General features: G+C 34.2%; 14 protein-coding genes. 12 read left to right on the top strand and 2 right to left on the bottom strand.

Features of this window, described 5'->3' with window-relative positions:
- Positions 1 to 19: 19 nt before the first annotated feature.
- From GTZ96_RS01865 to GTZ96_RS01855, 3 genes are all read left to right on the top strand, one after another.
- Entirely contained in the window at positions 20 to 601 is a 582-nt protein-coding gene (locus GTZ96_RS01865) for a Crp/Fnr family transcriptional regulator (protein ID WP_161640886.1), read from the top strand.
- Between the two features lie 89 nt (positions 602 to 690).
- Positions 691 to 1581: an MBL fold metallo-hydrolase gene (locus GTZ96_RS01860; RefSeq protein ID WP_161640885.1), complete on the top strand. Its 891-nt coding sequence runs from the start codon at positions 691 to 693 to the stop codon at positions 1579 to 1581.
- On the top strand, positions 1575 to 2036 hold the full coding sequence (locus GTZ96_RS01855) for a nuclear transport factor 2 family protein (RefSeq protein WP_235972825.1): 462 nt from the start codon (positions 1575 to 1577) through the stop codon (positions 2034 to 2036). Before GTZ96_RS01860 ends, GTZ96_RS01855 begins: the two co-directional genes overlap by 7 nt.
- 182 nt (positions 2037 to 2218) lie before the next feature.
- Here the strand turns inward: GTZ96_RS01855 and GTZ96_RS01850 are convergent, their stop codons facing one another.
- A complete protein-coding gene (locus GTZ96_RS01850; RefSeq protein WP_161640884.1) occupies positions 2219 to 2569 on the bottom strand; it encodes a winged helix-turn-helix transcriptional regulator in 351 nt (116 codons plus the stop codon).
- A 125-nt stretch (positions 2570 to 2694) separates the two neighbouring features.
- Here GTZ96_RS01850 and GTZ96_RS01845 point away from each other — a divergent pair, with 125 nt between their 5' ends.
- From GTZ96_RS01845 to GTZ96_RS01805, 9 genes are all read left to right on the top strand, one after another.
- Positions 2695 to 3450, top strand: a complete 756-nt coding sequence (locus GTZ96_RS01845) for an NADPH-dependent F420 reductase (RefSeq protein WP_161640883.1) — start codon at positions 2695 to 2697, stop codon at positions 3448 to 3450.
- Positions 3451 to 3593: 143 nt separating this feature from the next.
- Entirely contained in the window at positions 3594 to 4211 is a 618-nt protein-coding gene (locus GTZ96_RS01840; RefSeq protein ID WP_161640882.1) for a TetR/AcrR family transcriptional regulator, read from the top strand.
- Positions 4212 to 4264: 53 nt separating this feature from the next.
- Entirely contained in the window at positions 4265 to 5599 is a 1335-nt protein-coding gene (locus GTZ96_RS01835) for a TolC family protein (protein WP_207720132.1), read from the top strand.
- Positions 5600 to 5616: 17 nt separating this feature from the next.
- The gene (locus tag GTZ96_RS01830) at positions 5617 to 6660 is read left to right on the top strand and encodes an efflux RND transporter periplasmic adaptor subunit (protein WP_161640881.1); all 1044 of its coding nucleotides are present in this window, start codon (positions 5617 to 5619) and stop codon (positions 6658 to 6660) included.
- An 8-nt stretch (positions 6661 to 6668) separates the two neighbouring features.
- Positions 6669 to 9719, top strand: a complete 3051-nt coding sequence (locus tag GTZ96_RS01825; RefSeq protein WP_161640880.1) for an efflux RND transporter permease subunit — start codon at positions 6669 to 6671, stop codon at positions 9717 to 9719.
- Between the two features lie 374 nt (positions 9720 to 10093).
- Positions 10094 to 10927, top strand: coding sequence for an alpha/beta fold hydrolase (locus tag GTZ96_RS01820; RefSeq protein WP_161640879.1), 834 nt, complete (start codon positions 10094 to 10096; stop codon positions 10925 to 10927).
- 6 nt (positions 10928 to 10933) lie between these two features.
- Positions 10934 to 11377 (top strand): PaaI family thioesterase, encoded by a 444-nt coding sequence (locus GTZ96_RS01815; protein WP_161640878.1) that lies wholly within the window; start codon positions 10934 to 10936, stop codon positions 11375 to 11377.
- Between the two features lie 208 nt (positions 11378 to 11585).
- Positions 11586 to 12404, top strand: coding sequence for an SDR family NAD(P)-dependent oxidoreductase (locus tag GTZ96_RS01810; protein WP_161640877.1), 819 nt, complete (start codon positions 11586 to 11588; stop codon positions 12402 to 12404).
- A 58-nt stretch (positions 12405 to 12462) separates the two neighbouring features.
- Positions 12463 to 13359: a helix-turn-helix domain-containing protein gene (locus GTZ96_RS01805; RefSeq protein ID WP_161640876.1), complete on the top strand. Its 897-nt coding sequence runs from the start codon at positions 12463 to 12465 to the stop codon at positions 13357 to 13359.
- A gap of 194 nt (positions 13360 to 13553) precedes the next feature.
- Here GTZ96_RS01805 and GTZ96_RS01800 read toward each other — a convergent pair whose 3' ends face one another.
- Positions 13554 to 15857 (bottom strand): DNA topoisomerase 3, encoded by a 2304-nt coding sequence (locus GTZ96_RS01800; protein WP_161640875.1) that lies wholly within the window; start codon positions 15855 to 15857, stop codon positions 13554 to 13556.
- Positions 15858 to 15993 lie beyond the last annotated feature (136 nt).

Raw genomic sequence — 15993 nt, 5'->3', positions numbered from 1 at the left:
TAAAAATAAAGCATCAGGAATGACAGCACTTCTTAAACAAAATATTGCAGCACATACTTCTCTTTCAGAAACTGAAATGGAAGAATTCTGTAATTTGTTTGAACTAAAATCAATCCCCAAAAAAAGTTTTTTACTGCGGGAAGGTGAAGTTTGCAAATTTGAAGGTTTTGTTGTCAAAGGGCTTTTTCGGGTGTATCATATTGACAAAAATGGTTTTGAACAAGTACTCTATTTTGCTATTGAAAATTGGTGGATTACTGATATTGATAGCTTTACTACTGAAACACCATCGCAACTTTTTATAGAAGCCATTGAAGATAGTGAAGTACTTTTAATTTCTAAAAAAGATAAGGAATTTGCTTATGCCAATTTACCTAAAATAGAAAAGCTATTTCGCGTAATGACTCAAAAAACGCATGTGGCTCTTCAACGCAGAATGATTGATAATTTGAGTAAAACAGCCGAGTCTCGTTACATCGAATTTGCAGAAAAATATCCACAACTTATTCAGCGCCTTTCTAACATTCAGGTAGCTGCCTATTTGGGAATTACCAATGTATTTCTGAGTAATATTCGAAAGAAAATTGCCTCCAAAAAATAAGAATTTCCTTTTGATTTTTTAAACTAGTTTAATGTTTTGAGATAGCATATCGTTTCATCTTTGTAGTGTTAATTTAATCAATACAAAAAATGAAGAACAGTATCTCAACAGTATTTTTAACAACCTTAATTTTATTTAATATGGAAACACAAGCACAAAGTTTCAAAACAATTGAAACCAAAGATTTGAAACTTCAGGTTTATAACGCATCAGAAAACAGTTTTGGTGTAGCATCTGTAATTGTATCCGGAAAAACAGATGCGGTTTTGATTGACGCACAATTTACTTTGGCGGATGCCGAAAAAGTGGCACAGGAAATTAAAGCAAGTGGTAAAAAACTAAGTGCTATTTTTGTTTCTCACGGTGATCCTGATTTTTACTTTGGACTGGAAGTATTCAAAAAATATTTCCCTGAAGTTACCGCTTATGCTTCTCCTGCAACAGTAGAGCATATTAAGGCTACTGCTCAAAAGAAATTAGAAGTTTGGGGAGAAAGATTAGGTTCTGCAATTACATCAAACGTGATTTTACCTCAGGTTTTAAAAAGAAATAGTATTAAATTGGAAGGTCAGAAATTAGAAATCATTGGTTTGGAAGAATTCCCGAATAAAACTTTTGTTTGGATTCCTTCTATCAAAGCGGTTGTAGGCGGAATCAATATTTTTGGAACCACTTTTCATCTTTGGATGGCAGATGCACAAACTGCAAATGCCCGCAAAAGCTGGATATCCGTTTTAGACAAAATTACGGCTTTGAAACCTGAAATTGTAATTCCTGCTCACGCCAATACAAATTCGCCATTCGATATAGCTGCTATAAATCATACAAAAAGCTACATTCAATTCTACGAAGAAGCTTTGAAAACCAATAAAACATCGGAAGCTTTAATTACTGCTTTGAAAACAAAATATCCAGCACTTACCTTTGAAACTGCCTTGATGATAGGTGCAAAAGTAAATACCGGAGAAATGAAATGGTAAAATCAATCCTCTACAGCCTGGCGATACTTTTTGTGTTGTCAGGCTGTTCTTTAAATAAAAAGGCAATGACAAATCTGGATATTATAAAAAGCACTTACGAAGGAAAAACTTCGGAAGAAAACGGTAAAAATCTAGCACAATATTCGGCTGAAAATATTTCCTGGACTGAAGCCAAAGGTTTTCCATACGCAGGGACTTATATTGGATTAAAAGACATAACTAAAAATGTTTTTAGCCGATTGGGAAGCGAATGGAATGATTATAAATTTACCCCAGAAGATTATGTTGCCAATGATAGCAAAGTCGTGGCTTACGGAACATATACTGGAACTTATAAAATCACAGGCAAATCATTCACGGCCAGAGTGGCTCACATTTGGAAATTGAAAGACAGCAAAATTGTAAGTTTTGAGCAATTTGTAGATAGCCAGCCAGTAAATAACGTAATGAATTGAATTACAAATAATTAACAACTCGCCTTGCTTATTTATTAATAACTGTTAAAAGAGATACATTTATTTCCTGCTGAAGCTTTTCATCTTCTAATCATTTTCTCCTTTTAACCCGTTGGGTGTAATTTGTTTTTGATGATGATTTTTCGTCAGTTCGAGGTATAATTTTAATTCTACTTAGAACTCTAACCATTCTTAAAAATTTTCTTTCGATGGTTTATTCCCCAGTCTTTAAGCGAATAAATAATAGGTGTTAGAGTATCAGCATATTCTTCTATCCTGTAAGAAATCTTCACAGGATAATCTTCTATTACTACACGCTTAATCAATTTATGCTGCTCTAAGTCTTTTAGTTCTTTTGCCAGTACCTTTGGTGTAATACCTGGAATACTTTCTTGTATATCTGTAAAACGATCATTGCCCACTCCCACTGAAATTATAATAGGCAGTTTCCATTTTCCACTTATTACGTCCAAAGCATCTCTAACGGGTTTTATTGTATCAAGGCAATCACAATGTATTTTCTTCTGTGCCATAGTATTATAAATCCAATATTTCACTTTCCTTTGGGAAAGCACTATACAAAGGAAAGTAATATTTTTTAATTTTGCAAAGAATTCTGCTAAATCAGAAAATACTATTAATCATTTATATCTATTATATGAAAATTGGAATTATCGGCACAGGAGCTATAGGAAGTACCATTGCAAAAAAACTTGTAAACGCAGGTCACGAAGTAAAAGTTAACAATACAGACGAGCCACAAAAATTAGCAGAGAAAGCTAACGAACTGGGAGCAATCCCATCAACTATTGATGAATTGGTAAAAGATGCAGCCGTAATTATTATATCCGTTCCTACCACAGCAATCACAGAGCTGGCTAAAGGTTTGTTTAATTATTTACCTAAGAATGTCATTATTGTTGATACCAGTAATTATTATCCTTTCCGTGATGGTGAAATTGGAGATCTGAAGAATGGAAAAGTAGAAAGTGTATGGATTTCAGAGCAATTAGGAAGACCGGTCATCAAGGCATTCAATAACCTTTTGGCTCATACGCTTGCTCATGCCGGAAAAGACAAAGGGCATGAAGACCGAATTGCAATGGCTGTTTCTGGTAATGATGAGGCTTCTAAAAAAGTGGTTTCAGATTTAATTAATGATGCGGGTTTTGATGCTGTTGACGCAGGAATGCTGTCAGATTCATGGAGACATCAACCTGGCACACCTGCTTATTGTACAGAATTGAATGTAACAGAACTTAAACAAGCTCTCACAACTGGCATAAAAGAAGATGCAGCTTATCTAAGAGACTTGGCCATTACAAAATTAATGGAACGAACTTCACCTCCATCTCATGAAGATATAGTTGATTTCAATCGCTCCTTATTTCCTAAAAATCCAAAAATAGCATAAGGCAATATTTTCAAGAACACGGCAATTTTTATAGTTGCTGTGTTTTAATTTTATTGACATCAAAAATATTTTTTTTAAATAAATTAAAAAAAATGAACGTTGTTCAAAAAATATACATACATTTGCAAAAGAATATTATTTTTATGAGTACAGCAGAAAGAAAAGCACGCGAAAAAGAAGCCTTAAAATCACTCATTTTAAAAGGAGCAAAAAAGCTCTTTTTAGAAAGAGGAATTGAGCAAACAACAATTAGAAATATTGCTGATGAAATTGACTATAGCGTGGGAACCGTATATGTTTACTTTAAGGATAAAAATGCCATTCTGCATGATTTGCACTCTATTGGTTTTCAGGAGTTAGGAGGATATTTTACAGAATTATTCGCGATCAAAAATCCAATGGAACGCTTAATAAAAATGGGACTTACCTATATAAAATTTGCTATGGAAAATTCAGAGATGTATGATTTAATGTTTAATGTTAAAGCGCCAATGGAATTTATTGAAAACTCTGAAAAAGAAGGATGGAATGAAGGCGCTAATACCTTTGGAGCTTTAAAGACTACTGTGGAAGATTGTATGAATAAAGGTCATTTTGAAGGACATTTGTCAGAACCACTTTCATTTATGATTTGGAGCTTAGTGCACGGAATGTGCTGTCTTGAAATCAGACAAAGAACAAAAGGTGTGAAATTTTCTAATCCAGATACAATTCTGTTTGACGGATACAACGAATATTTAAAAATAATAAAGAAACTTTAAAATTTTTTTGGCCTAAAAAATGAACAACGTTCAATTAAAAAACAATGTATAATATGATAAGAAAAACACTCACTCTGACACTAGTCTTAATTGGATATCTGGGATATTCACAGAGTAAGCTTGACGGCTATATTGAAGTCGGGCTAAAAAATAACGAAGTAATAAAGCAACACAACTTTGATATTAACAAAAGTATGTATGCTTTAAAAGAAGCGCGCTCCCTGTTCTACCCTACCGTTTCCTTAAACGGAAGTTATACCAAGGCTGAAGGAGGAAGAACAATTGATATTCCGATTGGGGATATGCTGAATCCGGTATACAATACCCTGAATCAAATTACAAATTCAAATGCTTTTCCAACTTTAGAAAATCAGTCTGTTCTAATTAATCCGGATAATTTCTATGATGCTAAAATTCATACCACAATGCCTTTGTTGAATTTTGAAATTATCTATAACAAGAGAATTAAAAACCAGCAGACTTCATTACAAAAAATAGAACTGGAAATATATCAAAGGGAATTGGTCAAGGAAATAAAAACAGCTTACTATAAATACCTTCAATCGGTTGAAGGAATTAAAATTTATGAGGATGCTTTAGCATTGGTTAAGGAAAACCAACGAGTAAACAAATCTTTATTTAAAAATGAAAAGATAAACCGTACGGCAGTTTTACGAAGTGATAATGAGGTAATACGTATACAGGCAAATCTGGAAACGGCAAAGCAAAACAGTAATAATGCCAGGTCTTATTTTAATTTTTTGCTTAATGAAAAGCTGGATGCCGTAATTGAAGTCGATGAAAATGAAGCACCACCAATTGACGCTGTTTCAGAGAATACCCAAAACAGGGAAGAACTGCAAAAACTTACCCAGGTAAAAGAAATAAACGATAATGTAAGCAAGCTCACCCAGTCGTATTGGTTTCCAAAGGTAAACGGGTTTGCTGATTTTGGAATTCAGGATTTTGATTTTGAAGTAAACAAACAATCACGTTACTATTTTGCAGGAGTAGGTTTGGAATGGAATATTTTTTCAGGTAACAAAAATAAATTCAAACTTAAACAAACAGAAGAAGACAGTAAAAAAATCAGTTCGCAGATCGATAATGTAAAACAGCAGTTATTGCTTCAGTTTCAGGTTTCCCAAAACAATTTGAAATCAGCTTTGGAGCAATTCTACGCCGATAAAAATCAAAAAGAATCAGCCAAAAAATATAATGAAGATATAACCAAATTATACAAAGAAGGTCAGGCCATTTACATTGAACTTCTGGACGCTCAAAATCAATGGGTAAATGCCCAGCTTAATACCAATATTGCCCTTTATAATTCCTGGATCGCTTTTGCAGAATTAGAAAGAGCCAATGCAACTTTTACTTTTAATTAATCAAAATAATAATAATTATGAAAAAATCAATAATACTATGCCTTCTTGTCTTTCCTCTTTTTTATGCTTGTAAAGAAGAAAAAAAAGAACATACACCATTCGAAACTGCTGATATTATTCCAATTAAAACAGCAACGGTTCAATCTTTGGCACTTACAAATAATATAAGTGTATCTGGATTAGTAACCACAGAAAACCAAGCCAATTATGGTTTTAAAATTGGTGGTGTGGTGAGTCGAATTTATGTAGAAGAAGGCCAGTTTTTTAAAAAAGGCCAACTTTTGGCAGCATTAGATGCAACCGAAATTAATGCCGGTTTAAATCAAACGGATTTGAATGTAAAAAAATACGAACGTGATTACAACCGTGCCAACAATTTATACAAAGACAGTGTGTACACTTTAGAACAGCTTCAAAACACAAAAACTGGTCTTGACATTGCCAAAAAACAGAAAGATGCCGTTGCTTTTAATGCACGTTACGCTAAAATATACGCTGCTGCCGATGGTTTTGTAGCCAGTAAGATAGCTAACGAAGGAGAAGTCGTTGAATCCGGTTCTTCTATTCTGGCAATAAATGAAACAAATCAAAATAACAATTATTTATTAAAAATCGGTTTGACAGATAAAGAATGGGCATCAACAAAAATTGGTCAGAAAGCAGTTGTTACTCTTGATGGCTATCCAGAAGAGCACTTTGATGCTTTTGTTTTTCGAAAGTCACAATCTGCAGATGCAGCACTGGGTTCTTTTCAGGTAGAATTAAAACTGAATATGAAAAACAGTAAACCGGCAGTTGGTATGTTTGGGAAAGCAGAAATTAAAGCAGAGAATGCAGAAGATTTTATCATCATCCCTTATAATTCACTTATTGAAGCCGATGGCAATAAAGCCTTTGTATTTATAGTGGAAAACAACAAAGTAAAAAGACAAGCTGTTACCATTTTTAAATTTGAAAATAAAACGGTGTACATCAAAGAAGGCCTGCAAAAAACAGATCAAATAGTGATCTCTAACAGTGCCTATCTAAATGAAGAATCAAAGATCAAGATCATTAAATAATCAGCATTATGAAGATAACAAACTTTTCAGTTAAGAATTATCAGTTTACACTGATTCTAGCTCTTTTAGTCGCTGTAGTAGGGGTTCTTACCTTATTCACGATGCCTAGAGCAGAAGACCCAGGAACGCATCCGCCACAATATTTGATTACAGTTATTTATCCTGGTACGAGTCCAAAAGATATGGAGGAACAAGTCGTAAAACCTATCGAAAATAAAATTTACGGACTTGAAAACATTGATAAAATCTTAACTACCGTTGAAGATGGTGTTGCCGCTTTTCAGGTAAAATTCAAATATGGAGTTGATGTTGATAATAAATATCAGGAAATCTCTACCGAAATGAATGCCCTAAAAAGTGGTGAATTGCCAAAAGATATTTATATGATTAAGACGGAGAAGATTTCGTCTTCGGATGTGAAAATTCTTCAGGTAGCATTGGTTTCCGAAAATGCCTCTGATAAAAAACTCCGTGATGAAGCGGATAAACTAAAGACAAAAATAGAAAAAATCACCAATCTTAAGGATGTAAAATACGCTGGAATTCCAGAACAGGAAATACGAGTGGATTTGAATTTAGAAAAATTGGCACAATTAAAAATTCCATTGAATATAGTAATGGGAAGTTTACAAAGTGAAGCTGCTGATATTCCTGGTGGAAGTATTGATTTGGATACCAAAGTATTCAATGTAAAAACAAGTGGTAAATTCAAAAATGCTGATGATGTTGCCAATACGGTTGTTTACAATGCAAATGGAAAAATCATCTATCTGAAAGATGTAGCCGAAGTAAGTTACAAATCTGAAGTAGTAAATCATATTACAAGAATTAATGGACACCGATGCGTTTTGGTTACTGCCGGAATGAAGGACAATGTAAACATTAGTGATGTTCAGAAAGAATATTTACCATTAGTAGATGCATTCTCTAAAGACTTGCCTGCTAACATCAAACTAATAAAGAACTTTGATCAAGCCGATATGGTATCAAAGCGTTTGGGACATTTAGGTTTTGATTTTGGATTAGCCATTCTTTTGGTTGTTATCACATTAGTACCATTAGGTTCTAGAGCATCCCTTATCGTTATGATATCCATACCTTTATCATTGGCTTTAGGATTAATTGCAATGAATGCTTTAGGGTATTCCTTAAACCAATTAAGTATTGTTGGATTGGTGGTTGCTTTAGGATTGTTGGTCGATGATAGTATTGTGGTTGTCGAAAACATTGAGCGCTGGCTAAGAGAAGGCCATACAAAAATGGAAGCCGTTCTAATGGGAACAAAACAAATAGGAATTGCTGTTGTTGGATGTACGGTAACTCTGGTCATTGCCTTTTTACCGCTGGTTTTTCTTCCTGATATGGCAGGTGAATTCATCCGAAGTTTACCTATGGCGGTTATCACAAGTGTATTGGCTTCTATGATTGTAGCCTTGACATTAGTTCCATTCCTTGGGAGTAGATTTCTAAAAACACACGAACACGGTGAAGGAAACATTTTTCTTCAATATTTGCAAAAATTCCTTACCAGAAGTTACAGGGACATAATGCCTAAAGCATTAAAATTTCCTAGAACAACTATCGCTATATCTATAATGTTGAGCATTACCGCTTTTGGATTACTCAAGGTAACCGGGTTTAAATTGTTTCCAAATTCAGAAAAACCAATGTTTCTTATCAATATTAAAATGCCACTTCAAGCTAATATTTCAGAAAGTGACAGGGTTACAAAAATTGTGGAAGCAGAATTGAAAAACCACAAAGATATTGTGTATTACACTTCAAATGTGGGGAAAGGAAATCCGCAGATTTATTACAACGTGCATCCACAAGATAGAAAATCTGATTTTGCTCAAATTTTCGTTCAGTTGGAAGACGAAGCTACCCCTACTGAAAAAACGGCTTTAATCGAAAAATTACGTGATAAGTTTAAAACTATGCCTTATGCTAAGGTAGAGGTAAAAGATTTTGAACAAGGAACACCTTTGGAAGCAAATATCGTGGTGCGGTTATTTGGAGAAGACCAGGAAGTTTTGCGCAAACTGTCTTCTCAAGTAGAAACTATTTTGCGAAATCAGAAAGGTACGGTTTACATCAACAACGAGTTGAATACGTATAAAACCGATGTCAAAGTAAAAATTAATAAAGAAAAAGCAAGAACGCTTGGGGTTTTAACAAGCGAGGCAGATAAAGTAATTCGACTTGCTGTAGCAGGACTAACCGTAGGAGATTACATTGATGACCGTGGCGATGCAAGAAATGTTACAATTACACTCCCAAGAGATAAGTTTTCTAATCTCGATGCACTTAAAAATTTGTATGTAAATAATATTCAGGGAACACCAATTGCACTTAATCAAATTGCAACGATAACTTTTGAAACGGCACCTACAGCCATAAATCACTTCAACAAATCACGCTTTTCAAAAGTTTCGGCTATGTCTGCAAAAGGCTTTTATGCCAATGATTTATTGGTAGATATTATTCCGAAATTGGATAAATTAAAAATGCCAAAAGGATATTATTACAAACTATCAGGAGAAAAAGAATCAGAAGGTGATGCATTGGGAGGCAATTTCCTTTCTGTAATTATATTGAGTACGTTTTTATTCATCGCTGTTTTATTGCTACAATTTAAAACATTTAAAGGAATCATCATCGTACTATCCATCATTCCATTAGGAGTTCTTGGAGGTGTATTGTTTTTATTAGCAACAGGAAACCCAATGTCGTTGGTTTCTATTATAGGTTTCATTGGATTGTCTGGAATTCAAGTAAAAAACTCCCTTCTTCTGGTCGATTTTACGAACCAATTAAGACAAGAAGGTAAGTCTATTGATGAAGCAATTGCTATTGCTGGTGAAACCCGTTTTCTTCCAGTAGTTTTAACATCAATTACGGCAATCTGTGGTTTGATTCCTCTGGCATTAAATTCCAATCCTCAAATATCTCCGTTGGCAATTGTATTAATTGGAGGATTGATAAGCTCTACCATACTATCAAGAATTGTTACTCCAGTGATGTATAAATTGATTCCTCCAACAATTGAAGAAGTATAGGTGTTTAAATCAATAATAACTTTCCAGGAAAAAATGATATAATAATCCTGGATATAACCCGTTGGGTGTAATTATTTTCAACACATAGAAACATAGATTATGTAAGGTCGAAAGAAGTCGTTTTACTTTTTTAAAACACACATAGCGCACTATGTGAAAGAAATGTATTTCTTTTTTGCATTCTTTTTTAAAGTAAAATCTATGTTTCTATGTGTTAAATAAAAATTTCATGAATTACACCCAACGGGTTAGATATAATAAAATTTTGTAAAAATAAAAAAATAAAATTATTACTGCTTTTGTCCTTCATAGGGATTAATATTGCACATAATCAAACAAATAATTAAAATAATAATTCACTAAAAACTACAATTATGAACTTCAAAAATGTAAAAACACAATCCATAAATGTTGGAGGAACAGATTTCTATTATCGCAAACTTGGCGAAGATAAACCAGGTTTACCAATAATTTTTCTAAATCACTTAACCGCTACAATGGATGATTGTGACCCAAAAATTATGGAAGGCTTCGCTTCCGAACATCCAATCATTGGCTTTGATAATCGAGGCATAGGTTCTACAGGAGGAGTAACTCCAAAAAACGTTGCAGAAATGGCTACAGATGCAATAGCTTTTATAAAAGCACTCGGTTATCAAAAAGTTGACCTTTTCGGGTTTTCATTAGGTGGTTTCATCTCACAGGAAATTTTACTTCGTGAGCCGCAACTTGTACGCAAAGTAATTCTTGCCGGAACTGGACCTGCTGGTGGTGCTGGTATCAGCAAAATGACACCCGTAGTTATCAAAGATGTAATCAAAGGGAATTTTACCTTCAGAAATCCAAAATTCTATTTGTTCTTCAACAGCAATGCTAATGGACACAAAGCGGCAAAAAGTTATCTTAAAAGGATAAAAGAAAGAAAAGAAAATAGAGGCGAGAAATTAAAAATGAAACACCTGACACATCAGCTCGAAGCAATAAAGGCTTATGGATTGCAAGCTCCGCAAGACTTATCAGTAATTACACAAGCTGTCTTAGTTGTAAACGGTGACAACGATAAAATGGTTCCTGCCAGTAATTCATACGAATTAAAAAATCGCATAAAAAATTCAGAGATAATTATTTACAAGGATGCAGGTCACGGTTCAATATTCCAAAACCACGAAGATTTTGTAAAAAGAGCATTAGAATTTTTAGCTAAATAAATAAAAATGGAAAATAAAAGACTTCAATTACTTAAAGCTTTTATTGGTAAACCATTTTCAGGAAGTCCGTCTCCATTTGCCAAATGGCTAAATGGGACGGTAGTTTCTGTAAACGATAAATCAATAGAATTTAAGTTTATAGTTAGAAAAGAAATGACAAACCCTGTCGGAATGCTTCACGGAGGGGTTATTTCAAGTATGATTGATGATTGCATCGGGATTAATTTTATGATACTCGGTTTAGAGAACTTCTATCCTACCATTAATTTAAATGTCGATTTTTTTAATCCTGCTTTTGAAAATGATACCGTTTTGGTTAAAACAGAATTAATCAAATTAGGAAAAACAATTATTCATTTCAATGCGATAGTAATAAATCAAAATAATAGCAGAGTTGTTGCTAAAGCAAGTTCTAATCTGGCGGTTAGTTCTATTAAAATCCCCTTTTAAAATTCCGATCAAATTTTTAATAGAAAATGTGATTACACTTATAATAGGGCTTAACTTAATCCTCTGTTTTTATTTGTATATCCTAATACCTTTAATAATTGATGCGGTTTCGTTAAAACGTTTCATTATTGCCCACTTTTGTATCATTATTACAAATAGGAATTAACGGAAATTTGTCTCAATAATTAAAACAATAAAATATAGTATAATGAAAAAGACAATTTTTATAACAGGTGCATCTCGAGGATTCGGAAAAATTTGGACAGAAGCTTTTCTTAAACGTGGCGATAATGTTGTAGCAACAGTAAGAAATACAGAATCATTAAAGGATTTGGCATCAGAATATCAGGAAAATTTATTGGTCTTACAATTAGATGTAACCGATAAAAAAGCATCCTTTGAAGCAGTTTCAAAAGCAAAAAGCCATTTTGGCGCAATTGATGTATTAATTAATAATGCAGGATACGGACATTTTGGTGCCATTGAAGAATTGGAAGAACAGGAAATCCGAACACAGTTTGAGACCAATGTACTTGGATTAATTTGGCTTACACAGGCAGTTATTCCTATTATGCGTGAACAAAAATCGGGTCATATTATTCAGCTTTCAAGTGTTTTGGGTGTTATTGCATTGCCTATTTTAGGGATTTACAGTGCTTCTAAATTTGCTGTTGAAGGTCTGACTGAATCTCTGGCTGCAGAAGTTGCAGGTTTCGGAATCAAAGTCACTCTTGTAGAACCAAATGGTTATGAAACCGATTTTGCTGCATCTTCTGCAGTACAAAGTAAACCTTTGCCACAGTATGATGCCGTAAGAACAGCACTTTTCGCAGGAAACAAAGAAGAAGATAATGGCGTGCCTGAAGCGACTTCAGAAGCCGTTTTAAAACTGGTAGATGCAGAAAATCCTCCATTAAGATTACTTTTAGGCAAAGCTGGTGTACAATGGACTAAATATGCTTATGGCGAACGTTTGAAAACCTGGGAAGAATGGCAGGACGTTTCTGAAGCGGCACATGGAAAATAAAGTTTAAATTTGCAGAATCCGATTCGTCGGGTTCTGCTTTTCTTTTAAAATTAAACAAATGAATCATTTCGATAAAATAAGTAGTTACAACCAAGCTATCGGACTTAAAGCTCCTGAGCATCCGTTGTTTTATATTGCTCGGGGCGATATGGAATGCTGCAGTGTTGGCAAGGAATCTGAATTTACGGCTGACTTTTATATCATTATTTTCAAAAAGATCGAATCTGGAAGCATACAATACGGAAAAACAAAATACGATCATAATCAGGGAAAAATGTCATTCATTAAACCGAGACAGATTACCGGATGCAAAAACATTCGTTTAGAGGAAGATTGTTTTATAATTCTTATTCACGAGGATTTTTTATCAGGAACAACTTTGCATAATGAAATCAAGAAATATGCTTATTTTGAATACGAAGTAAATGAAGCGTTACACCTTTCGCCCAGTGAAGAAGAGACGGTTTGGAATCTGGTGTATGCGATGGAAAAAGAATACCACAATAACGTTGATGATTACAGCAAGACCATTATTCTTAGTCATCTTGATACGATGCTTAAATATGCACAGCGCTTTTACAAACGACAGTTTATCAATCGCGAGGAATTATCCGGGGCAACATTTACAAAGTTTAATGATTTGCTTTCAGAGTATTTTGAAAATAGAAAAAATAATGATTTGGGACTCCCTACTGTTAGTTATTTAGCGGAAAAACTGAATATTTCTTCACGTTATTTGAGTGATATGCTAAAACAGGAAACAGGCAAAACTGCCTTGGAACTTATTCATCTCTACTTGATTTCAGAAGCAAAAAATTTATTGAAAGAGGGAAAAATGAATATTACTGAAATTTCTGTTTCTCTAGGATTTGAAAATCCTACTTATTTTTCCCGTTTGTTTAAAAAAGAGGTTGGAATCACACCGAATATATTCAGAGAGCAAAGTTTGAATTAGGTGATTTAACATTCTAAATGTGAAAAATTACTATAAGGTTAGGAATAAGGGTCAGGTTGGAAAAAGTACATCAATGATTCTCACCACCCTACAGCAATTTTTATACAATGCATTGTTTTAATGAATTGTCTTGTCCTGAAATAGATTCATACAAAAGTGTAACTATTTGGTTCAAAGCTTAAGAAAAATGCTTCTTAGACTCCTTCCTTCAAAATAGCATAAACCAGTTCTTTAGTTGGTTTTTGATCTTTTAATTTTTCTCTAACTACTTCAAAAGTAACTTTAAAGTCACAACCTGATTTATAATCACTACAACCATAGGCGGTTTTGCCTTTTATAATGGTTCCTTTTTGACATTTTGGGCAAGCTAATTCATCTGATGTTGGTGCAGATATTGTCTTCGGTGCTGTTTTCTTAGGCTCTAATTTAAGTTTGAAATTCTCATCAAAACGAAGCAAACCTTCCACTATATCATCATCAATTTTAAAGTCTTTTAAATTGACTGTAGAGCCTTTTTGGAGCAATCGCAAGTATTGGTTCTCCGATATTTTTTTGGTTCCAAAAGTAAAAGGCAATAGAAAATCGCAACCGGCTTTATAATCAGCACAACCATAGGCTGATTTCCCTTTTATTAATGTGGCTTTTTTACATTTCGGACAGGATTCAGCTTCCATTCCCGCCGCTTTCTTTTTCTCAACAGCAGCCACTTCTTTTTGAATACTTCCGGCATGCGAAATATTGGCACGGGTAGTTTCACTCCGTACTTCATATACCAAAGCATCTACCATGCGTTTCATGTTATTAATAAACGCAGCAGCAGTAAAAGTTCCTTTTTCAATATCCTTTAACTGCTTTTCCCAGGAACCCGTCAACTCAGCCGACTTTATCAATTCATTCTGAATGATATCAATAAGCTGAATTCCTGTTGGCGTAGGCAAAACTTGTTTTTTATTTCGAACAATGTATTGGCGTTTAAAAAGCGTTTCAATAATATTAGCCCTTGTAGATGGTCGTCCAATACCGTTTTCTTTCATCAATTCCCGTAAATCCTCATCATCCACCTGCTTACCTGCTGTTTCCATTGCTCTTAATAAAGAAGCCTCGGTAAACTGATTAGGCGCTTTGGTTTCTTTTTCTAAAAATGAAGGTTCGTGTGGACCTTTTTCCCCCACAACAAAACTGGGTAATATATCCGCTTCTTTTTCTTTGGCATTTGGGTCTTCAAAAACAACTCGGAATCCTTTTTTCAAGATTTCTTTTCCCGTAGTTTTGAACATTACATCGGCTGCTTTACCAATTACTGTGGTATTGGCAACCACGCAATCATCATAAAAAACAGCAATAAAACGCTTTACAATGATATCATACACCTGTTGCTGATTGTACTGTAAATTAGATTGTACACCCGTAGGGATTATTGCATGGTGATCGGTGACTTTTTTATCATTGAAAACCTTAGGCGATTTTTTTATTTTCTTTCCTAAAAGCACTTCTGTCAATGAAGCATAATTAGTCAGTTTTTGAAGAATATCCGGTACTTTAGGGTAAATATCACTTGGTAAAAAAGTAGTATCTACTCTAGGATAGGTAACTACTTTTTGTTCGTATAAAGTTTGAACTATTTTAAGTGTTTCATCAGCCGAAAACCCAAACTTGGTATTACAATACACCTGCAAACCTGTTAAATCAAATAGCTTAGGAGCAAATTCATTTCCATTCTTTTTTTCGACAGAAACAATTTCGAAATCACTTTCCTTGACTTTATCGGCTAAAATTGCTCCGTCTTCCTTTTTTAGAAAACGTCCTTCTTCATAACTAAAAAGGGTTTCTCTATATAAGGTTTGCAACTCCCAATATGGTTGCGGCTTGAAATTCTCGATTTCTTTAAAACGATCCACAACCATTGCCAATGTTGGCGTTTGAACACGTCCAATAGACAATACTTGTTTGTAACCGCCATGTTTTACAGTGTACAAACGGGTGGCATTCATACCCAATAACCAGTCGCCAATGGCTCTGGAAAAACCGGCATAATATAAATTATCGTAGTTGGCGGATGGTTTTAAGTTTTCAAAACCTTCTCTTATGGCTTCGGTAGTTAACGAAGATATCCACAGGCGTTTTACCTCTCCTTTATAATTGGCTTCATTCATAACCCAACGCTGAATCAGCTCTCCTTCCTGCCCGGCATCCCCGCAGTTTATAACCAATTCGGCTTTATCAAATAAACTTTTTATAATTCTAAATTGCTTCTGAATCCCTGCATTCTCCACTACTTTAGTTTCAAATTTTTCGGGAAGCATCGGAAGATTATTCAAATCCCAACTTTTCCAATACGGTCTGTAATCGTTGGGTTCTTTTAAGGTACATAAGTGACCAAAAGTGTAAGTTACAGCATAGCCATTACCTTCATAATACCCATCGTGTTTGGTATTCGCTCCTAAAACGGATGCAATTTCACGTGCTACACTTGGTTTTTCGGCAATACAGACCTTCATTTTTTCTTGCTAATTTGAGGGCGCAAATTAGGGATTTACAAATTGGAAATAAAGAGAAATCATCAGGAGTTATGAACCACAAACTGTTTTTACAACAAAGCCACAACAACAGCCGAAGCTTATACTAATTTTGCTT

The organism is Flavobacterium undicola (assembly GCF_009909155.2).
In the GTDB taxonomy this organism is placed as follows: domain Bacteria; phylum Bacteroidota; class Bacteroidia; order Flavobacteriales; family Flavobacteriaceae; genus Flavobacterium; species Flavobacterium undicola.
This window is presented reverse-complemented; position numbering and strand designations above follow the sequence as displayed.

What these genes read in the sequence shown, in the direction of transcription:
- GTZ96_RS01805 (WP_161640876.1), top strand. Translation starts at nt 12,463, where the DNA reads ATGAATCATTTCGATAAAATAAGTAGTTACAACCAAGCTATCGGACTT.
- GTZ96_RS01845 (WP_161640883.1), top strand. Translation starts at nt 2,695, where the DNA reads ATGAAAATTGGAATTATCGGCACAGGAGCTATAGGAAGTACCATTGCA.
- GTZ96_RS01850 (WP_161640884.1), bottom strand. Translation starts at nt 2,569, where the DNA reads ATGGCACAGAAGAAAATACATTGTGATTGCCTTGATACAATAAAACCC.
- GTZ96_RS01860 (WP_161640885.1), top strand. Translation starts at nt 691, where the DNA reads ATGAAGAACAGTATCTCAACAGTATTTTTAACAACCTTAATTTTATTT.
- GTZ96_RS01840 (WP_161640882.1), top strand. Translation starts at nt 3,594, where the DNA reads ATGAGTACAGCAGAAAGAAAAGCACGCGAAAAAGAAGCCTTAAAATCA.
- GTZ96_RS01865 (WP_161640886.1), top strand. Translation starts at nt 20, where the DNA reads ATGACAGCACTTCTTAAACAAAATATTGCAGCACATACTTCTCTTTCA.
- GTZ96_RS01825 (WP_161640880.1), top strand. Translation starts at nt 6,669, where the DNA reads ATGAAGATAACAAACTTTTCAGTTAAGAATTATCAGTTTACACTGATT.
- GTZ96_RS01820 (WP_161640879.1), top strand. Translation starts at nt 10,094, where the DNA reads ATGAACTTCAAAAATGTAAAAACACAATCCATAAATGTTGGAGGAACA.
- GTZ96_RS01810 (WP_161640877.1), top strand. Translation starts at nt 11,586, where the DNA reads ATGAAAAAGACAATTTTTATAACAGGTGCATCTCGAGGATTCGGAAAA.
- GTZ96_RS01815 (WP_161640878.1), top strand. Translation starts at nt 10,934, where the DNA reads ATGGAAAATAAAAGACTTCAATTACTTAAAGCTTTTATTGGTAAACCA.
- GTZ96_RS01835 (WP_207720132.1), top strand. Translation starts at nt 4,265, where the DNA reads ATGATAAGAAAAACACTCACTCTGACACTAGTCTTAATTGGATATCTG.
- GTZ96_RS01800 (WP_161640875.1), bottom strand. Translation starts at nt 15,857, where the DNA reads ATGAAGGTCTGTATTGCCGAAAAACCAAGTGTAGCACGTGAAATTGCA.
- GTZ96_RS01855 (WP_235972825.1), top strand. Translation starts at nt 1,575, where the DNA reads ATGGTAAAATCAATCCTCTACAGCCTGGCGATACTTTTTGTGTTGTCA.
- GTZ96_RS01830 (WP_161640881.1), top strand. Translation starts at nt 5,617, where the DNA reads ATGAAAAAATCAATAATACTATGCCTTCTTGTCTTTCCTCTTTTTTAT.